Origin of the sequence: Pseudomonas sp. DP-17, assembly GCF_022380625.1 — a bacterium.
GTDB classification, from domain to species: Bacteria; Pseudomonadota; Gammaproteobacteria; order Pseudomonadales; family Pseudomonadaceae; genus Pseudomonas; species Pseudomonas nitroreducens_A.
The window spans coordinates 259,222-276,132 of record NZ_JAKSXG010000009.1 but is presented as its reverse complement, the minus strand read 5'-3'; the positions used below and the strand labels follow the sequence as shown (position 1 = coordinate 276,132).

General features: G+C 66.7%; 18 protein-coding genes. 10 read left to right on the top strand and 8 right to left on the bottom strand.

The genetic code is table 11. The features are described 5' to 3' along the window. Positions 1-27: 27 nt before the first annotated feature. The 3 genes from mutM to nudE all read right to left on the bottom strand — a co-directional run bounded on the left by mutM (position 28) and on the right by nudE (position 2,328). The gene (mutM, locus tag MJ122_RS15760) at positions 28-840 is read right to left on the bottom strand and encodes a bifunctional DNA-formamidopyrimidine glycosylase/DNA-(apurinic or apyrimidinic site) lyase (protein WP_088415926.1); all 813 of its coding nucleotides are present in this window, start codon (positions 838-840) and stop codon (positions 28-30) included. A 103-nt stretch (positions 841-943) separates the two neighbouring features. Beyond that, positions 944-1,762, bottom strand: a complete 819-nt coding sequence (gene cysQ / locus MJ122_RS15755; RefSeq protein ID WP_239744765.1) for a 3'(2'),5'-bisphosphate nucleotidase CysQ — start codon at positions 1,760-1,762, stop codon at positions 944-946. After that, positions 1,762-2,328, bottom strand: a complete 567-nt coding sequence (nudE, locus tag MJ122_RS15750) for an ADP compounds hydrolase NudE (protein WP_088415924.1) — start codon at positions 2,326-2,328, stop codon at positions 1,762-1,764. Before nudE ends, cysQ begins: the two co-directional genes overlap by 1 nt. Positions 2,329-2,454: 126 nt before the next feature. Between nudE and yrfG the strand changes: the two genes are divergently transcribed. Next, positions 2,455-3,117 carry a GMP/IMP nucleotidase gene (gene yrfG / locus MJ122_RS15745; protein ID WP_239744764.1) on the top strand — a complete coding sequence of 221 codons (663 nt, stop codon included), beginning with the start codon at positions 2,455-2,457 and terminating at the stop codon, positions 3,115-3,117. Positions 3,118-3,168: 51 nt separating this feature from the next. Here the strand turns inward: yrfG and lysM are convergent, their stop codons facing one another. Next, positions 3,169-3,615 (bottom strand): peptidoglycan-binding protein LysM, encoded by a 447-nt coding sequence (gene lysM, locus MJ122_RS15740; RefSeq protein ID WP_017521418.1) that lies wholly within the window; start codon positions 3,613-3,615, stop codon positions 3,169-3,171. Between the two features lie 148 nt (positions 3,616-3,763). On the opposite strand from lysM, the gene MJ122_RS15735 reads away from it, so the two are divergent. The 5 genes from MJ122_RS15735 (at position 3,764) to MJ122_RS15715 (ending at position 9,378) form a co-directional block, all read left to right on the top strand. After that, on the top strand, positions 3,764-4,660 hold the full coding sequence (locus MJ122_RS15735; protein ID WP_239744763.1) for a LysR family transcriptional regulator: 897 nt from the start codon (positions 3,764-3,766) through the stop codon (positions 4,658-4,660). Positions 4,661-4,756: 96 nt separating this feature from the next. Then, the gene (fdhD, locus tag MJ122_RS15730) at positions 4,757-5,593 is read left to right on the top strand and encodes a formate dehydrogenase accessory sulfurtransferase FdhD (RefSeq protein WP_239744762.1); all 837 of its coding nucleotides are present in this window, start codon (positions 4,757-4,759) and stop codon (positions 5,591-5,593) included. A gap of 27 nt (positions 5,594-5,620) precedes the next feature. Beyond that, a complete protein-coding gene (locus MJ122_RS15725) occupies positions 5,621-7,942 on the top strand; it encodes an FdhF/YdeP family oxidoreductase (RefSeq protein ID WP_088415920.1) in 2,322 nt (773 codons plus the stop codon). 379 nt (positions 7,943-8,321) lie between these two features. Next, a complete protein-coding gene (locus MJ122_RS15720; protein ID WP_088415919.1) occupies positions 8,322-8,819 on the top strand; it encodes a glycine zipper domain-containing protein in 498 nt (165 codons plus the stop codon). Between the two features lie 121 nt (positions 8,820-8,940). Further along, complete coding sequence (locus MJ122_RS15715; RefSeq protein WP_088415918.1) at positions 8,941-9,378, top strand: glycine zipper domain-containing protein; 438 nt, start codon at positions 8,941-8,943, stop codon at positions 9,376-9,378. Positions 9,379-9,424: 46 nt separating this feature from the next. Here MJ122_RS15715 and MJ122_RS15710 read toward each other — a convergent pair whose 3' ends face one another. Further along, the gene (locus MJ122_RS15710) at positions 9,425-9,976 is read right to left on the bottom strand and encodes a DUF2087 domain-containing protein (RefSeq protein WP_172419148.1); all 552 of its coding nucleotides are present in this window, start codon (positions 9,974-9,976) and stop codon (positions 9,425-9,427) included. A 273-nt stretch (positions 9,977-10,249) separates the two neighbouring features. Here MJ122_RS15710 and MJ122_RS15705 point away from each other — a divergent pair, with 273 nt between their 5' ends. Next, entirely contained in the window at positions 10,250-10,615 is a 366-nt protein-coding gene (locus tag MJ122_RS15705) for a hypothetical protein (RefSeq protein ID WP_239744761.1), read from the top strand. Between the two features lie 16 nt (positions 10,616-10,631). Here the strand turns inward: MJ122_RS15705 and MJ122_RS15700 are convergent, their stop codons facing one another. The 3 genes from MJ122_RS15700 to MJ122_RS15690 all read right to left on the bottom strand — a co-directional run bounded on the left by MJ122_RS15700 (position 10,632) and on the right by MJ122_RS15690 (position 13,298). Then, positions 10,632-11,066, bottom strand: coding sequence for a thioesterase family protein (locus MJ122_RS15700; RefSeq protein WP_088415916.1), 435 nt, complete (start codon positions 11,064-11,066; stop codon positions 10,632-10,634). A gap of 7 nt (positions 11,067-11,073) precedes the next feature. Beyond that, a complete protein-coding gene (locus MJ122_RS15695; protein WP_239744760.1) occupies positions 11,074-12,231 on the bottom strand; it encodes an iron-containing alcohol dehydrogenase in 1,158 nt (385 codons plus the stop codon). A 272-nt stretch (positions 12,232-12,503) separates the two neighbouring features. Further along, positions 12,504-13,298, bottom strand: a complete 795-nt coding sequence (locus tag MJ122_RS15690) for a thymidylate synthase (protein WP_239744759.1) — start codon at positions 13,296-13,298, stop codon at positions 12,504-12,506. Positions 13,299-13,535: 237 nt separating this feature from the next. Here MJ122_RS15690 and MJ122_RS15685 point away from each other — a divergent pair, with 237 nt between their 5' ends. The 3 genes from MJ122_RS15685 to MJ122_RS15675 are packed head-to-tail and all read left to right on the top strand — an operon-like array spanning position 13,536 to position 16,911. Next, a complete protein-coding gene (locus MJ122_RS15685) occupies positions 13,536-14,042 on the top strand; it encodes a sugar dehydrogenase complex small subunit (RefSeq protein WP_088415913.1) in 507 nt (168 codons plus the stop codon). Positions 14,043-14,044: 2 nt separating this feature from the next. Next, positions 14,045-15,634 (top strand): GMC family oxidoreductase, encoded by a 1,590-nt coding sequence (locus MJ122_RS15680; protein ID WP_239744758.1) that lies wholly within the window; start codon positions 14,045-14,047, stop codon positions 15,632-15,634. Then, complete coding sequence (locus MJ122_RS15675) at positions 15,631-16,911, top strand: cytochrome c (protein WP_239744757.1); 1,281 nt, start codon at positions 15,631-15,633, stop codon at positions 16,909-16,911. The genes MJ122_RS15680 and MJ122_RS15675 overlap by 4 nt, the downstream gene beginning before the upstream one ends.

Genomic DNA, 16,911 nt, shown 5'->3' with positions numbered 1-16,911 from the left:
CGGCAGCTTAGCGGCCGCCGCGCGCCTTCAGCGTTGGCAGCGCGGACAGTAGACGCTGGCGCGCTGGCCGAGGCGCACGTCGCGCAGGGTCGTGCCACAGACCTTGCACGGCTCGCCGCCGCGTCCGTAGGCGAAGAGTTCCTGCTGGAAGTAGCCGGGTTGGCCATCGCCACCGACGAAGTCGCGTAGCGTGGTGCCGCCACGTTCGATGGCGGTGGCGAGGATACGCTTGATCTCCTGGGCGAGTTTCACGTAGCGCGCCCGAGAGAGGGTCCCGGCCTCGCGGCGGGGGTCGATGCCGGCCGCGAACAACGCCTCGGTGGCGTAGATGTTGCCCACCCCGACCACCACCGCGTTGTCCATGATGAACGGCTTCACCGCCATGCTGCGGTTACGCGACAGCTGGAACAGGCGCTCACCTTCGAAGGCGTCGGTCAGCGGCTCCGGGCCGAGGTGGCGCAGCAGTTCGTGCTCCAGCGGTGTCAGGCTCCAGAGCAGCGCGCCGAAGCGTCGCGGATCGGTATAGCGCAGCGCCATGCCCGACTCCAGCTCGATATCCACATGCTCGTGGCGCGCGGCCGGCGTGCCGCTTTCCACCAGGCGCAGGCTGCCGGACATGCCCAGGTGGCTGATCAGCGTGCCCACCTCGGCATTGAGCAGCAGGTACTTGGCGCGCCGCTCCACCTGCACGATGCGCTGCCCGGACAGACGCACATCCAGATCCTCGGGGATCGGCCAGCGCAACCGGCGCTCACGGACAACCACGCGGCTGACGCGCTGGCCCTCGAGGTGGGGCGCAATGCCCCGGCGGGTGGTTTCGACTTCAGGTAATTCAGGCATGGATCACAACTGCATGGGAGCTTTCTGTAGGAGCGAGCTTGCTCGCGAACGAATTGACCGGCAACCCCTGCATCAAGCGCGCTCCGACAATGGGAAGAAGCCCTCAGTCCAGGGCACGGGCCAGCTGGATCAGGTCCTCACGCCAGGGCGCCGCCTTGGGCAGCGCAAGGAAAGACGTGTTGAGGAAGCCTTCGCGCGCTTCGTAGGTGAAGGGCTCGCCGCGCACGTTCAGCACTTCGCCACCAGCGCCTTCCAGCACGCCCTGGGCGGCCGCCGTGTCCCACTGGCTGGTCGGTGCCAGGCGCGGATAGCAGTCCGCCGAGCCTTCGGCGAGCAGGCAGAACTTCAGCGAGCTGCCGATGTTGGCCAGGTCCAGGTTGCCAAAGCGCTGGGCGAGGCCGGACAGCAGGCTTTCCTGCTGAGCGCTGGAGTGGCGCTTGCTGGCCACCACGGTGAAGACGTCGTCCGGCTCGGTGCGCACCTCGATGGCCTCGGGCTCGCCGCCGCGCTCCTCGCGCCAGGCACCCAGGCCGGTGCCGCCGTAGTAGCAGCGACCGCTGGCAGGAATGCCGACCACGCCGAAGACCACGCGGCCATGCTCGATGAGCGCCACGTTGACCGTGAATTCGTCACTGCCGGAAATGAATTCCTTGGTGCCGTCCAGCGGGTCCACCAGCCACCAGCGGCTCCACTGCGCACGCTGCTCCAGCGGGATGTCGCAATCCTCCTCGGACAGCACCGGAACCTCCGGCGCCAGCGTGCGCAGGCCGTCGGCCAGGACGCGATGGGCGGCAAGGTCAGCCGCGGTCAGCGGCGACTCGTCGGATTTGCTCTGGACATCCAGGTCGGCCTGCCAGAACGGCAGGATCACATCGCCCGCCTTGTGCACCAGGTCGATCACGGCCGGCAGAAAAGCATTCATCACGGTTGGAATTCCCCTCGTTGGGTCAGCAGGTCGCGCACCAGGTAGAGCGCCGCCAGGGCCCTTCCTTCACTGAACTGGGCATTCTGCGCAAGGCTGGAAAGCTCGCGCAGGCTGATCTTGTCCACGCCCATCGGCTCCGGCTCGTCACCGGGCAACGACTCCTCGTAGAGGTCGCGGGCGAGCACCACCTGGATTCGCTGGCTCATGTAGCCGGGCGACAGCGACAGCTCGGTGATGTACTCGAGCTGACGGGCGCCATAGCCGGCCTCCTCCTTGAGCTCGCGGTTGGCGGCGTCGAGGATGTCCTCGCCCGGCTCCACCAGGCCCTTGGGCAGCGACAGCTGGTACTCGTCGACCCCGGCGCAGTATTCCTCGACCAGCACGGCGTGTTCGGCATCGAGCATGGCGATCACCATCACCGCGCCGTAGCCCTGCCCCTTGCCCACCAGGCGTTCGTAGGTACGCTCGACGCCATTGGAGAAGCGCAGCTGCAGCTCCTCGACGGCAAAAAGCCGGCTTCTGGCAACGATCTCTCGGGCGAGGACCGTGGGTTTCTGACGCATGGGGCGACTCCTGGGGGTGGCCGGGTCGGCTATGATAACCCGCCTTTTCCGATTCTCCGTGTCAGATATCGCGCCGATTCCGTCCGCCGGCGGCGCAATTGCGACACTCTTTTGCGAAAGCCCAGCATGCCAAGCCTGCCCTGGAACCAGATCGACACCGTCCTGCTGGACATGGACGGCACCCTGCTCGATCTGCATTTCGACAACCATTTCTGGCTCGAACACCTGCCGCAACGCTATGCCGAGCACCACGGAATCAGCCGTGCCCAGGCGGACGCCGAGCTGCTGCCGCTGTTCCGCGACAACGCAGGCCTGCTCAACTGGTACTGCCTGGACTTCTGGAGTCGCGAGCTGAAGCTGTCGATGCTGGACCTCAAGCACGAAGTCGCCGACCTCATCGCCCTGCGCCAGGACGCCGACCTGTTCCTCGCCGAACTGCGCCGCCACGGCAAGCGCGCTGTGCTGATCACCAATGCGCACCGCGATTCGCTGTCGCTGAAGATGCAGCGGGTGGAGCTGTCGCCCTGGTTCGACCGCCTGATCAGCTCCCACGACTACGGCTTCCCCAAGGAAGACCAGCAGTTCTGGCAGGCGCTGCATGCGGACGTCGGCTTCGACCCGGCGCGCAGCCTGTTCATTGACGACAGCCTGCCGATCCTGCGTGCTGCGCGGACCTTCGGCGTCGCGCACCTGCTGGCGGTACGCCAGCCGGATAGCCGCCAGGGGCCGAAGGACACCGAGGAATTCGACGCCCAGGAAGACTATCGGGCGCTACTCGAGGGGTTGTGAAACGCGAGCTGCAGAAACAACGAGCCCGGCGCTGGGCCGGGCTCGTCGACGTCATTCCGGAATCCGCAGCACCTGGCCGGGATAGATCTTGTCCGGATGGCTGAGCATCGGCTTGTTCGCCTCGAAAATCTTGTTGTAGAGGTTGGCGTTGCCGTATTCCGCCTTGGCGATGGCGCTCAGGGTGTCGCCCTTCTTCACGGTGACGAAGCGTGCTTCGGGCGCCGGAGCGGCGGCGGCAGCGACGGTGATGTGGTCCTCCACACCCGATACGCCGGCGACGTTGCCCAACGCGAGCAGAATCTTCTCCTTCTCCTCCTGGCTGGCCACTTCACCGGTGGCAATCACCTTGTCGCCCTCGACGCTGACCTGGATATTCGGATTACCCAGGCCAACCTTGGCGATGTGGTCCTTGAGCGACTCGGCGGCCTGCGCCTCCTGGCCCACAATGCTTTCCCACAGCTTTTCGCCGGCCTCCTTCACGAACGCAAAAATGCCCATTTCCAACCTCCCTACGGTTACAGTGATAGGCGGCCGGCATTGGGCAGACCGCGCGCCCCTGGAGTCTAGACGGCGACTTCCATGACGCCTGACGGAAAACTCCTAATCGCCTCCCGACCCGACAGAACGCCCCGGAGCCTTCCCGCCGATGGACATCAAGCAGCTGAAATTCCTCTGCGCCCTGGACGAGACGCGGCATTTCGGCCAGGCAGCGGCGCGCTGCCATGTCACCCAGCCGACGCTATCCATGCGCCTGCGCAACCTGGAGGAAGAACTCGGCCTGGAACTGGTGCGCCGTGGGCAGCGCTTCGAGGGCTTCACCGAAGCCGGCGAGCGGGTGTTGGCCTGGGCCCGCAGCCTGCTGGCGGCCCATGACGGGCTGTACGCCGAAGCGGCCGCCTGCCGCGGCCAGTTGGTCGGTACCCTGCGCCTGGGCCTGGTGCCACTGGCGGGGTTCGATCCCATGCGGCTGATCGAGCTGTTCGCCCAGCGCCATCCGGAGCTGCGCTTCCAGCTGTTCGCCCTGAGCTCGGAAAACATCCTCGAAGGCTTGGGCCGCAACCAGCTGGACCTTGGCCTGTCCTACCTCGACCGCCTCGACCGCGAGCACTTCGACAGCCTCGAACTGGCCGCCACGCGCATGGGCCTGCTGCACGACCGCCGCCACTTCCAGATCGACAACCCGACCCTGAGCTGGGACGCCCTCGCGGAACTGCCGCTGGGCCTGCTTTCCTCCGGCATGCACTTCCGCCAGTCCATCGACCACGGCTTCCGCAGCCGCGGCCTGACACCCCAGGCACGCCTCGAGACCGACGCCGTGCACCAACTGGTGCAGGCCGTGGAGCGCGGGCTTTGCTGCGCAATCATGCCGCTGGGCAGCGGGCTGGACACCCAGGGCGAGCATTTCGCTCTGACCCCGATAGACGACGCGCACACCCTGTCACCACTGGGCCTGATCCTGCGCCGCAGCGAACCGCGCTCGGCGTTGGCCGAAGCCTGCTTTCGCGAAGCGGCGGCCCTGCTGGACGATTCCGGGAGCGACTGATAGAGCGCGTCGATCATTACATCGACAGCAGCCATTAGACGCTATCCCGGCATCGGCATAGGCTGTTCGCATTACTAGAACCACAGGGCTCAGCCCATGCCTTGCCTGATCACCCGCCCGGCCAGCGCCGCGGTCCGGGACGTCGCCGCGCCTGCCGACGGCTACAGCTACGCCGAACTCACCCCGGAGCACGCCACCGGTCACGCCGTGCTGGCCGGAGAAATCGCCCTGGCGATTGCCTACAACGGGCTGAACCAGGCGGTCATGATGGTCTCGCCGAACGACCTGGAAGACTTCGTCTACGGTTTCAGCCTCGGCGCCGGCCTCATCGAATCCATCGACGACATCTATGACGTGAGCCTGACGCCCCACGACGATGCCATCGCCGCCGAGGTACAAGTCAGCAACCGCGCCTTCTGGGCCCTCAAGGACCAGCGCCGGCAACTGGCCGGCAGTACCGGTTGCGGCCTGTGCGGCGTCGAGGCATTGGACCAGGCGCTGCCCGACCTGCCCGTGCTGCCGGGAGCGCCGTTGCCGCCTGCCGCGCACCTGGAACATCTGCGCGAGCGGGTCAACGCAGTCCAGGAGATCGGCCGCCGCAGCGGCGCCCTGCATGCTGCGCTGTTCGTCGATGCCGCCGGGGAAATCCGCCTTTGCCGCGAGGACATTGGCCGCCACAACGCCCTCGACAAGCTGGTCGGCGCACTCAAGCGCCAGCGCCTGGAACTGGCTGGCGGCTTCGCCGTGGTCACCAGCCGCTGCAGCCTGGAACTTATCCACAAGGCCGTGCGCGGCGGGCTCTCGACCCTGGTCAGCCTCTCCGCGCCCACCGCGCTCACCGTGCAGTGGGCCCGCGAGCACAACCTGAACCTGATCCACCTGCCCCACCGCAGCGCGCCGCGCATCTACAGCCCGCCCCCGCCAGCCGCCTGAACGCCCGCTTTCGAATAAAGAGACCCCATGAGCCTGCAGCAAGAGAATCCCCGCTACCAACCCTACAAGGGCGCCGCCGCCGGCTGGGGCGCGCTGATCAGCGTCACGCGCTTCTGGCTGGACAGCAAACAGCCGTTCAAGAACCTGCGCGCGCTGCTCAAGACCAACCAGAACGGCGGCTTCGACTGCCCCGGTTGCGCCTGGGGCGATTCGCCGGAAGACGGCCGGGTGAAGTTCTGCGAGAACGGCGCCAAGGCAGTGAACTGGGAAGCCACCAAGCGCCGAGTGGACCCGGCCTTCTTCGCCCGCCATAGCGTGAGTTCGCTGCGCGAGCAGAGCGACTACTGGCTCGAGTACCAGGGCCGCCTGACCGAACCGATGCGCTACGACCCGGCCACCGACCGCTACCAGCCGATCGCCTGGGATGACGCCTTCGCCTTGATCGCGCGGCACCTGAATGCGCTGGAAAGCCCGAATCAGGCCGAGTTCTACACCTCGGGGCGGGCCAGCAACGAAGCGGCCTTCCTTTACCAGCTGTTCGTCCGCGCCTTTGGCACCAACAACTTCCCCGACTGCTCGAACATGTGCCACGAGGCCAGCGGCGTCGCCCTGGGCCAGAGCGTCGGCATCGGCAAGGGAACGGTCACCTTCGACGACTTCGAGCACGCCGACGCGATCTTCGTCTTCGGCCAGAACCCGGGCACCAACCACCCGCGCATGCTCGAACCGCTGCGCGAGGCGGTGAAGCGCGGCGCCCAGGTGGTCGCCTTCAACCCACTGAAGGAGCGCGGCCTGGAACGCTTCCAGCATCCGCAGCACGCCCTGGAAATGCTCACCAACGGCTCCGAGCCGCTGAACACCGCGTTCTTCCGCCCGGCGCTGGGCGGCGACATGGCCGCCGTGCGCGGCATCGCCAAGTTCCTCCTGCTATGGGAGCGCCAAGCCCAGGCCAAGGGTGAGCCGGCGGTGTTCGATCATGAGTTCATTGCCGAGCACACCCAGGGCGTCGACGCCTACCTCGCTGCCGTCGACGACACCCGCTGGGAGCACATCGTCCAGCAGTCGGGCCTGAGCCTGGAGGAGATCGAGCAGGCCGCGCTCATGTACCGCCGCGCCGAGCGGGTGATCGTCTGCTGGGCCATGGGCATCACCCAGCACCACCATTCGGTGCCGACCATCCAGGAGCTGGTCAGCCTGCAGCTGCTGCGCGGCAACGTCGGCCGCCCCGGCGCCGGCCTGTGCCCGGTGCGCGGCCACAGCAACGTACAGGGCGACCGCACCATGGGCATCAACGACCGCCCGCCGGCCGCGTTGCTGGACGCCATCGAACGGCGCTTCCAGTTCAAGGTGCCGCGCGAGAACGGCCACAACACCGTCGAGGCGATCAACGCCATGCTCGATGGCAAGTCCAAGGTGTTCATCGGCCTGGGCGGCAACTTCGCCCAGGCGACCCCGGACAGCCCGCGCACCCACCAATCCCTGCGCAATTGCGCGCTGACCGTGCAGATCAGCACCAAGCTCAACCGCAGCCACCTCACCGTCGGCGGCGATGCGCTGATCCTGCCGTGCCTGGGCCGCACCGACATCGACCGCCAGGCCGAAGGCCCGCAGGCGGTGACCGTGGAAGATTCCTTCAGCATGATCCACGCCTCCTTCGGCCAACTGGAGCCATCGTCGAAGCAGATGCGCTCAGAGCCCGCCATCATCGCCGGCATCGCCAAGGCCACCCTGGGCAACCACCCGGTGGACTGGGACGCGCTCATCGCCAACTACGACCGCATCCGCGACCTGATCGCCGACACCATCCCCGGCTTCACCGACTTCAACCGGCGGGTGGCCAACCCGGGCGGCTTCCACCTGGGCAACTCGGCCGGTTCGCGGCGCTGGAATACAGCCAGCGGCAAGGCCAATTTCCATCCTCATCCGCTGCCGGCGGACCTGGTCCACGCGAAGATCCGCGAGACCGGCCAGGAACCGCACCTGATCCTGCAGACGCTGCGCTCCCACGACCAGTACAACACCACCATCTACGGCCTGGACGATCGCTACCGCGGCGTGCGCGGGCATCGCGAGGTGGTGTTCGCCAACGAGGCCGACATCCGCCGCCTGGGCTTCGAGCCCGGCGAGAAGGTCGACATGGTCTCGCTCTGGTCCGACGGCGTGGACCGCCGCGTCAGCGGCTTTACCCTGCTGGCCTATGACGTTCCTGCCGGGCAGGCCGCAGCCTACTACCCCGAAACCAATCCGCTGGTGCCGCTGGACAGCCACGGCGTGGGCAGCCACACGCCGACCTCGAAGTTCGTCGCCATCCGCCTCGAGAAGGCGCGGCCGAGTTTGCGGATCGTCTAGCGCACCCCTCGGCGCTTCGCTCGGAGCGCCGCCTGCCTCCCGCTTGCTTGCTCGCGAAGTTTTTCGGGCGCACCGTCGCCATGCCCTGGGAAAAATCCGCTAGACACACACAGAGGAGGAAGAGGCTGAAGGAAAAACTCGGAAGGAACAGGGCGTATTTCGTGAAAAGCCATCATTTCAATGGCATTTTGTGAGAATAACACCTCACAAATGGAACCCTGGAATAACGCTCAGACCGCCCGAAATCGAAAAAGTTCTGACCACAAATCAAATACTTGCAATATTTGATGAAAGTCGTGTTACTCGTCGGAAGCCCCTTGTCAGAGCCTTCGCACGAACCGAGGATCGCTCCCAACATCCCCACAGAGAGATCCTCTCTATGAAGTACTCCTCGATGCTCCTGTTGTCCTTTGCGCTGGTCGGTGGCACCGCCTACGCGGACGGCGACACCCGTGCCGGCGTCGGTGGCGCCCTGGGCGGGGTATTGGGTTCGGTCATCGGCCAATCGGTCGGTGGCAGCACCGGCGCCGCTATCGGTAGTGGTATTGGCGGTGCGGCCGGTGGTGCGGTCGGTGCCCGCCGCGGCAACAAGACTGAAGCTGCCATCGGCGGCGGCCTGGGCGCAGCCGGCGGCCAGGTAATCGGCAACAAGGTCGGCGGCACTACGGGCGGCCTGATCGGTGCGGCCCTGGGTGGCGGTGCCGGCGGCGCGCTGGGCAACCACTATGCCGACAACGACCGCGACGACGATGATGACGATTACCGCCACGGCTACCGTCGCGCGCGCTACGACGATCGCTATGACCGCCACTGGCACGACAACGGTCGTCACCGCGGCTGGTACAAGCACAAGCACCACCGTCGCGACTGGGATTGATCTGCGGCATTGCTGACCGCGATCAGTCCACGGAAACGACGACTGACAGCCGGGCCTGATTGCCCGGCTGTTTTGTGTGCGGGACAATTCTCCCGATAATTCCTAAATTCAGGTTCGCAACATGCGTAAGACTCTTTCGGTTCTGGCATTGGCCCTGCTGGCCAGCCACGCAGTGGCCGACGACACCAAGACCGCCATTGGCGGCGGTGTCGGTGGCGCGCTCGGCAACGTGGTCGGCGGCGCCCTGGGCGGCTCCACCGGTGCGGCCATTGGTGCTGGCGTAGGTGGTGCGGCAGGCGGCGCGATGGGCGCGAAGAACGGCAACAAGACCGAGGCGGCCATCGGCGGCGGCCTGGGTGCGGCCGGCGGTTCGGTCATCGGCAACAAGGTCGGCGGCTCGACCGGCAGCGCCATCGGCGCGGGCCTGGGCGGCGCAGCCGGGGGCGCGCTGGGCAACCACATGGCCGACGACAACGACGATGACCACCACAGCAGCGGCCACAGCCACAATAAGGGCAAAGGCCACTACAAGCACAAACACAAGCATCACGACGACTGACGGATGCCCGTGTGAAAAAGCCCGCCTATTGGCGGGCTTTTTTCGTTCAGGCCTGCAGCCTGGCTGCCGACGGCAATACCGAGAGCAGCGCACTCAGCTCGGCGGGTGGACGCCGCTCGATGCGCCAGTACTCCCCGCCGTCATCGGTGCGTGCGAGCCAGCCGCCATCCACCAGCGCTCTTCGCAGCAGCAGGTGGTCGCCCAGGCATTCCTGGGGGCGCAGCCGTTCGTTGAGCTCGCGCTCGCTCCAGCGCTGTCGGGCCGGCAATCGCGACCACAGCACCCAGAGGCAGGCCTCGCGGTGGCTGTGTTTCTTCGGCCAGCGCTGCAGGCAACCGTCGTCATCGAAATAGCGCCGCCATTGCTCGACGCGACGAAAATCCACCACCGTCTCGGGTTCGACCCCACGCGCCAGGCGCGTTTCGGCCTGATGGCTGGCGCGCAGCGCCTGGTAGTTGCGAAAGCCCACCGCGCGGGCGAGCAGGTTGAGCAGTTCGACATGACCGGGACGCTCGGGCGAGTCGTCCAGCTGGCGCGCCAGCGATCTGGCGAGGGCGGAGATATCGGGGGCGTGATAGGGCAAGCGTTGCCTGGACACAGTGCAATCCTCGTTGCGTGCCAAGACCTCGCGCGGGAGGTTATCGGGGGTCGCCATTCCGATGCGGCACGGGGAAGTGTGTCGGATCGTCAAAAGTGCGGGGAACCGCGCGGCAGGTTTAGCGCTCTCCATACGGAGGCGGCGACGCCTGGGTGAACTGCCGACCGGCGGCCAGCATAGGCCGGACGCGCCATCCGGGACAAGCCCCCGTGTCATCCCGTCGGCCTGGTATAGGCTTGTGCGGAAGGGATCACTGGCTACAAGGAGTTACTCGTGAAAGCGCTTGCTGCCGCCGGACTGCTGCTGACGCTCTGCGCCGCACAGACCGCGCACGCCGGGGACTGGCAGGTCTGCCAGCTGGAAGTGGAAATCACCGGCGCGCTCAAGCCGCCCGTGCGCGGCCTGGAAGGCCGGGTCGAATCGGCCAGGCCGCGCTCGGCGGGCACCGAGTGTCCGAAATCGGGGGCGCTGATCGCCTTCGAACCGGAAAGCGCCGACTGGCAGAGCCGCATCCCGAGCAAGCATTGGCCGCAGCCAGGGCAAAGGGTCTGGATGCGCTACCAGTACCTGGACGGCATCTGCAAGGGCGACGGCAACAGCCGGCCGTGCCGCATCGAGCATTACCCGATGGGCTGGTGACCGGCACCCAGGCGAATCAGCCCCGCACCAGGACTTCCATCGCCTCGCGCAGCGGCGGCGGAATCGACACCGGCCGGTTGCTCGCCCGATCCACGAACACGTGCACGAACTTGCCCGCCGCGCAGGCCAGTTCCTCACCCTCGCGGAAGATCGCCAGCTCGTACTGCACCGAGCTGTTGCCCAGCTTGCCGACCCGCAGGCCGACCTCGATGCGCTCGGGGAAGGCCACCGGCGCGAAATAGTCGCAGCTGGAGCTGACCACGAAGCCCACCACGTCGCCATCGTGGATATCCAGGCCGCCGCGCTCGATCAGGTAGGTGTTCACCGCCGTGTCGAAGAAGCCGTAGTAGGTCACGTTGTTCACGTGGCCGTAGATGTCGTTGTCGTGCCAGCGGGTGGTGATCGGCTGGAAGTGCGCGTAGTCGGCGCGGCTGGGGTGCTGTTCGCTCATCGGGGTCTCAGAAGGCGGCTCGGTAGATGGCCAGCGCGTCGCTCTCGCTGACATCGCGGGGATTATTCACCAGCAGGCGCTGCTGCAACATGGCATCAGCGGCCAGGCGCGGCAGGCTGTCTTCCGGTACGCCGGCGTCGCGCAGGCGCGAGGGCAGGCCGCTGCGCGGGCTGAGGTCGGCCAGTTCGGCGATGAACTGCTCGGTGCGGTCGGCATCGCTGCGCAGGCGCTGGCCCAGCAGCAGCGGCGCCAGTTCGGCGTAGAGCGGGCCGGCATTGGGCGCATTGAAGCGGATCACCTCGGGCAGCACCAGCGCATTGCTCAGGCCATGGGGAATGTGGAAGTGCCCGCCCAGCGGGTAGGCCAGCGCATGCACGGCGGCCACCGGGGCGTTGGCGAAGGCCTGCCCGGCCAGGCAGGCACCCAGCAGCATGGCCTGGCGCGCCTCGCGGTTGCGGCCGTTGTGCACCGCTTCGTCGAGGTTCAATGCCAGCAGGCGCAGCGCTTCGCGGGCCAGCAGGTCGGACAGCGGGTTCTTCTTCAGCTTGCTGGTGTAAGCCTCGATGGCGTGGACCATGGCGTCGATGCCGGTGGCGGCGGTGACCGCCGGCGGCAGACCGAGGGTGAGTTCGGCGTCGAGCACGGCCAGGTCTGGCAGCAAGTGCGGGCTGACCACGCCCATCTTGGTGGTCTCGCCGGTGGTGACGATGGCGATGGGTGTGACTTCCGAGCCGGTACCGGCGGTGGTCGGCACCTGGATCAGCGGCAGGCGCGGGCCACGGGCGTTGCCGACGCCGAAGACATCCTTCAGCCCTTGTGTCGCCTGCGGATGGGCCAGCAGCGCGACCAGCTTGGCGACGTCCATCGAGCTGCCGCCGCCGAAGCCTATCACCAGTTGCGCGGCCATCCGCCGCGCCTGGTCGGCGGCATCCAGCACGATGCTTTCCGGCGGGTCCGCCAGCACCTGGTCGAAGACTTCCACCGACACGCCGGCCATGCTGAAGCCCGGCAGCACACCGTCGAGCATGTTCAGGCGGGTAATGCCCGGGTCGGTGACGATGAGCACGCGCTGGGCGCCGCGCTCGCGGCAAAGTTCGCCCAGGCGGGCGGCGGAACCACTTTCGCAGAGGATCTGCGCGGTGGTGGCGAAGCTGAAAGGCTGCATGACGGTCCCCTTCTTGTTGTGCTCGCTGGCCCGTCGGAAAGCGGGCCGTCCAGGACACAGAGATTAATCCGTCGCCACTGGCCCTCCGCCCCCTTCTTGGAGGGGGGCAGGACGGCCAGCATAGCAAAACCACCCGACAATCACGGAATCATGTATCGCAGTGCGAAACGATAATTCACAAGGTGAATGCGCCACTGGAAGTGTCTACGTAAGCTCCATGCAGAAACGAAAAAGGCCGACATTGCGTCGGCCTTTTCTTCATCGGGGACAGGTCAGACAGCGACCGGCGCCTTGATGTGCGGGTGGGCTTCATAGCCGACCAGTTCGAAGTCCTCGAAGCGGAAGTCGAACAGGTCCTTCACCGCGGGGTTGATCTTCATGGTAGGCAACGGCAGCGGCTGTCGGGTCAGTTGCAGGTCGGCCTGTTCCAGGTGGTTGGCGTACAGGTGGCAGTCACCGCCGGTCCAGATGAACTCGCCCGGTAGCAGCCCCGCGACCTGCGCGACCATCAGGGTCAGCAGCGCGTAGCTGGCGATATTGAAGGGCACGCCGAGGAAGATATCGGCCGAGCGCTGGTACAACTGGCAGCTGAGCTTGCCATCGGCCACATAGAACTGGAACAGCGCGTGGCACGGCGGCAGGGCCATCTCGTCGATCAGCGCAGGGTTCCACGCGGAGACGATCAGCCGGCGCGAGTCCGGGTTCTTCTTCAGCATCTCCATCAGGTTGGCGATCTGGTCGATGTGGCGGCCGTCCGGCGCCGGCCAGGAGCGCCACTGGTAGCCATAGACCGGGCCCAGGTCGCCGTTCTCGTCGGCCCATTCGTCCCAGATCGAGACGCCGTTTTCCTTCAGGTAAGCGATGTTGGTCGAACCTTTGAGGAACCACAGCAGCTCATGGACGATCGACTTGAGGTGGCACTTCTTGGTGGTCACCAGCGGGAAGCCTTCGGCGAGGTCGAAACGCATCTGGTGGCCGAACACACTGTAGGTGCCGGTGCCGGTGCGGTCGCTCTTGAAGGTGCCGTGTTCGCGCACGTGGCGCATGAGGTCGAGGTACTGTTTCATCGCTGCGGTTCCACCCGAAAGCCGGTCGGTGGGCTCTGCGGTGCGGCTCCCAGGTGGGCCGCCGGCAGGACCAATCGCCCGGCAGAATCTGAACAAGCGGCAATACTAAGGGCCTGGGCACGCTATCGCCAGTCCGACCGACGGACCGGCTGCGTGGCCGATGGAAGCACCCAGCGTCACGATTCAAGCGGCGACAGACCGCCCCCCAACCGTTCGCCTGTTGCAAGAGAGGTCGTCATGTCCGAGGCACAGCTGCCCGCCTTTCCCCTTTCCCGCCGCCGCCTGCTGGCGGTGGCCTGCGCCAGCGCTGCCCTCGGCGGTGTGCTGCTCAGCCCCGCCGCGCGTACCTGGGCCGCGCTGACGCCCCAGGCCGAGAAGGAGCTGGAAGGCTTCATGACGCTCTCCCAGCGCCTCACAGGGCGCAGCAACCTCGACCCGCGAATCGGCCAGCGCCTGTTCCAGGCTCTGGCGCAGCGCGACACCGCGCTCCAGCAAAGCCTGGCCGAGCTGCTCGGGCACCTGGGCGACGCCCCGGACAGCTGGAACGAACGCCAGCAATGGCTGGCCCGGCAGATCCTCGGCGGCTGGTACCTGGGGCAGATCGGCGATGACACCAGCGCCACGGTCGTCACCTACGAACAGGCACTGATGTTCCGCGCGGTGGACGACGTGCTGGTGATCCGCAGCTATTGCCCGAACAAGCCGGGCTTCTGGGCGGCGCAGCCCAGCGAACGGGGGGCGTGAAGATGGCGCAGACTCAACGTGCGGATTTCGTGGTGGTCGGCTCCGGCGTGGCCGGCGCACTGGTCGCTCACCAACTGGCCCTGGCCGGCAAGGACGTGCTCATTCTCGAAGCTGGCCCGCGCATGGGCCGCTGGGAAATCGTCGAGCGCTTCCGCAACCAGGCGGACAAGTCCGACAACCAGGCGCCCTATCCGTCCAGCCCGCATGCGCCGCACCCGCAGTTCAAGCCGGACAACCACTACCTGATCCAGAAGGGCGAACACCCCTACGACGTGCAGTACATCCGCGCCGTGGGCGGCACCACCTGGCACTGGGCGGCGTCCGCCTGGCGCTTCTTGCCCAACGACTTCAAGCTGCGCAGCCTCTACGGTGTGGGGCGTGACTGGCCCATCGAATATGGCGAGCTGGAGCCCTGGTACCAGCGCGCCGAGGAGGAACTGGGCGTCTGGGGGCCGGGCGACGAGGAACTCGACTCGCCGCGCAGCCAGCCCTACCCGATGCCTCCGCTGCCGCTGTCGTGGAACGAGCAGCGCATCAAGACGCTGCTGAACGCCAACGGCTACCGCGTGGTCACCGAACCCGTGGCGCGCAACAGCCGCCCCTACGATGGCCGCCCGACCTGCTGCGGCAACAACAACTGCATGCCGATCTGCCCCATCGGCGCCATGTACAACGGCATTGTCCACGTCGAGAAGGCCGAAGCCGCCGGCGCGCGGCTGATCGACAACGCCGTGGTGTTCAAGCTGGAGAAAGGCGACGGCGGCAGGATAGTCACGGCGCTGTACAAGGACCCGCAGGGTAATGAAGTAAGGGTCGAGGGCGACACCTTCATCCTCGCCGCCAACGGCATCGAAACACCCAAGCTGATGCTGATGTCCGAGGTCGGCAACAGCTCCGACATGGTCGGCCGCAACCTCATGGACCACCCCGGCACCGCCGTGCAGTTCTACGCCGACGAGAAGCTCTGGCCAGGACGCGGCCCGCAGGAGATGACCTCCATGGTGGGTTTCCGCGATGGCGCTTTCCGCAGCGAGTACGCGTCGAAGAAGATCCACCTGTCCAACCTCTCGCGCACCGACCAGGTCGCCGCCGAGCTGATCCGCCACGGACCGCTGCTGCTGGGACACGACCTGGAGGCGAAGATCCGCGACCGCGCGGCGCGTTTCGTGCGCTTCGACAGTTTTCACGAAATCCTCCCGCACCCGGAGAACCGTATCGTCCCCAGCGCCACCGAGCGCGACGCGGTGGGCATTCCCAAGCCCGAATTCACCTATGCGATGGACGACTACGTGCGCAAGAGTGCCGTGCATACCCGCGAGGTCTACGCCCATGCGGCCGAGTTGCTGGGTGGCGAAGACATCCAGTTCGTCGACAACTTCGCCAACAACAACCACATCACCGGCACCGTACTGATGGGCGCCGACCCGAAGGACTCGGTGGTGGACACGCAGTGCCGCAGCCACGATCACCCCAACCTGTTCATCGCCAGCAGTGGCGTGATGCCCACCGTCGGTTCGGTGAATTGCACCCTGACCATCGCCGCCCTGGCCCTGCGCCTGGCCGAGCACCTGAAGCGGGAGGCCCAGGCATGAAACGATTCCTGCTGCTCGCCCTGCTGGCCGCGCCGCTGGCCTCCCACGCCGCCAAGGCGTTGGACCCGGCGCCGGCGGAGCTGCTGCAACGCGGCGAATACCTGGCCCGCGCTGGCGACTGCGCGGCCTGCCACACTGCGCCGGGCGGCAAGCCCTTCGCCGGCGGCCTGCCACTGGCCACGCCACTGGGCGCGGTGTACTCCACCAACATCACCCCCGACCCGAAGACCGGCATCGGCAGCTACAGCTACGACGACTTCGCCCGCGCCGTGCGCGAAGGCGTAGCCAAGGGCGGCAGCCGGCTATACCCGGCCATGCCCTACACCGCCTACGCGAAAATCAACGACGAGGACATGAAGGCGCTCTACGCCTGGTTCCTCGAAGGCGGCGTGCAAGCCGTGGCACAACCCAACCAGGATTCCGACATTGCCTGGCCGCTGGACATGCGCTGGCCGCTGGCGATCTGGAACCTGCTGTTCCACGACGACTCGGTGTACCAGCCGAACCCGAAGCAGAGTCCGGCCTGGAACCGTGGCGCCTACCTCGTCCAGGGCCTGGCCCACTGCGGCACCTGCCACACCCCACGCGGCATGGCGTTCCAGGAAAAGGCCACGGACGAGCGAGGCACCGGCTTCCTCGCCGGCGCCGCGCTGGGCGGCTGGTACGCCTTCAACATCACACCCGATACCCACAGCGGCATCGGCGGCTGGAGCGACGCGGAGATCGTCCAGTACCTCAAGACCGGCCGCGTACCGGGCAAGGCACAGGCCGCCGGGCCCATGGCGGAAGCGGTGGAACACAGCTTCCAGTACATGACCGACGCCGACCTGCAGGCCATCGCCAGCTACCTGCGCAGTGTCCCGGAGGTCAGCGATGGCGAACGCAAGGCGCGCTTTGCCTGGGGCCAGCCGGCGGACGACGTGGTCACCCTGCGCGGCCAGGACTTCGCGGCGCAAAACAAAGACGACGGCGCGCGTCTCTACCTGGGCAATTGCGCCAGCTGCCATTCATGGAGCGGCGAAGGGGTGAAGGATGGCTACTATCCGATGCTGCTGAAGAACAGCGCCGTCGGCGCCCTGCAGCCGGACAACCTGGTACAGGTGGTACTCGGCGGCGTGCACCGCAAGGTGGGCAACGAAGACGTGTTCATGCCCGGCTTCGCCGGCACACTCAACGACGAACAGATCGCCACCCTGGTGAACTACCTCACCGCGCAGTTCGGCAATCCCGAAGTGAAGATCGACAGCGCGAGGGTCGCGGAGATTCGCCAACCCTAG

Excerpts from the sequence above, each read along its gene's own strand:
- mutM (WP_088415926.1), bottom strand. The coding sequence starts at position 840 with ATGCCTGAATTACCTGAAGTCGAAACCACCCGCCGGGGCATTGCGCCC.
- cysQ (WP_239744765.1), bottom strand. The coding sequence starts at position 1,762 with ATGAATGCTTTTCTGCCGGCCGTGATCGACCTGGTGCACAAGGCGGGC.
- nudE (WP_088415924.1), bottom strand. The coding sequence starts at position 2,328 with ATGCGTCAGAAACCCACGGTCCTCGCCCGAGAGATCGTTGCCAGAAGC.
- yrfG (WP_239744764.1), top strand. The coding sequence starts at position 2,455 with ATGCCAAGCCTGCCCTGGAACCAGATCGACACCGTCCTGCTGGACATG.
- lysM (WP_017521418.1), bottom strand. The coding sequence starts at position 3,615 with ATGGGCATTTTTGCGTTCGTGAAGGAGGCCGGCGAAAAGCTGTGGGAA.
- MJ122_RS15735 (WP_239744763.1), top strand. The coding sequence starts at position 3,764 with ATGGACATCAAGCAGCTGAAATTCCTCTGCGCCCTGGACGAGACGCGG.
- fdhD (WP_239744762.1), top strand. The coding sequence starts at position 4,757 with ATGCCTTGCCTGATCACCCGCCCGGCCAGCGCCGCGGTCCGGGACGTC.
- MJ122_RS15725 (WP_088415920.1), top strand. The coding sequence starts at position 5,621 with ATGAGCCTGCAGCAAGAGAATCCCCGCTACCAACCCTACAAGGGCGCC.
- MJ122_RS15720 (WP_088415919.1), top strand. The coding sequence starts at position 8,322 with ATGAAGTACTCCTCGATGCTCCTGTTGTCCTTTGCGCTGGTCGGTGGC.
- MJ122_RS15715 (WP_088415918.1), top strand. The coding sequence starts at position 8,941 with ATGCGTAAGACTCTTTCGGTTCTGGCATTGGCCCTGCTGGCCAGCCAC.
- MJ122_RS15700 (WP_088415916.1), bottom strand. The coding sequence starts at position 11,066 with ATGAGCGAACAGCACCCCAGCCGCGCCGACTACGCGCACTTCCAGCCG.
- MJ122_RS15695 (WP_239744760.1), bottom strand. The coding sequence starts at position 12,231 with ATGCAGCCTTTCAGCTTCGCCACCACCGCGCAGATCCTCTGCGAAAGT.
- MJ122_RS15690 (WP_239744759.1), bottom strand. The coding sequence starts at position 13,298 with ATGAAACAGTACCTCGACCTCATGCGCCACGTGCGCGAACACGGCACC.
- MJ122_RS15685 (WP_088415913.1), top strand. The coding sequence starts at position 13,536 with ATGTCCGAGGCACAGCTGCCCGCCTTTCCCCTTTCCCGCCGCCGCCTG.
- MJ122_RS15680 (WP_239744758.1), top strand. The coding sequence starts at position 14,045 with ATGGCGCAGACTCAACGTGCGGATTTCGTGGTGGTCGGCTCCGGCGTG.
- MJ122_RS15675 (WP_239744757.1), top strand. The coding sequence starts at position 15,631 with ATGAAACGATTCCTGCTGCTCGCCCTGCTGGCCGCGCCGCTGGCCTCC.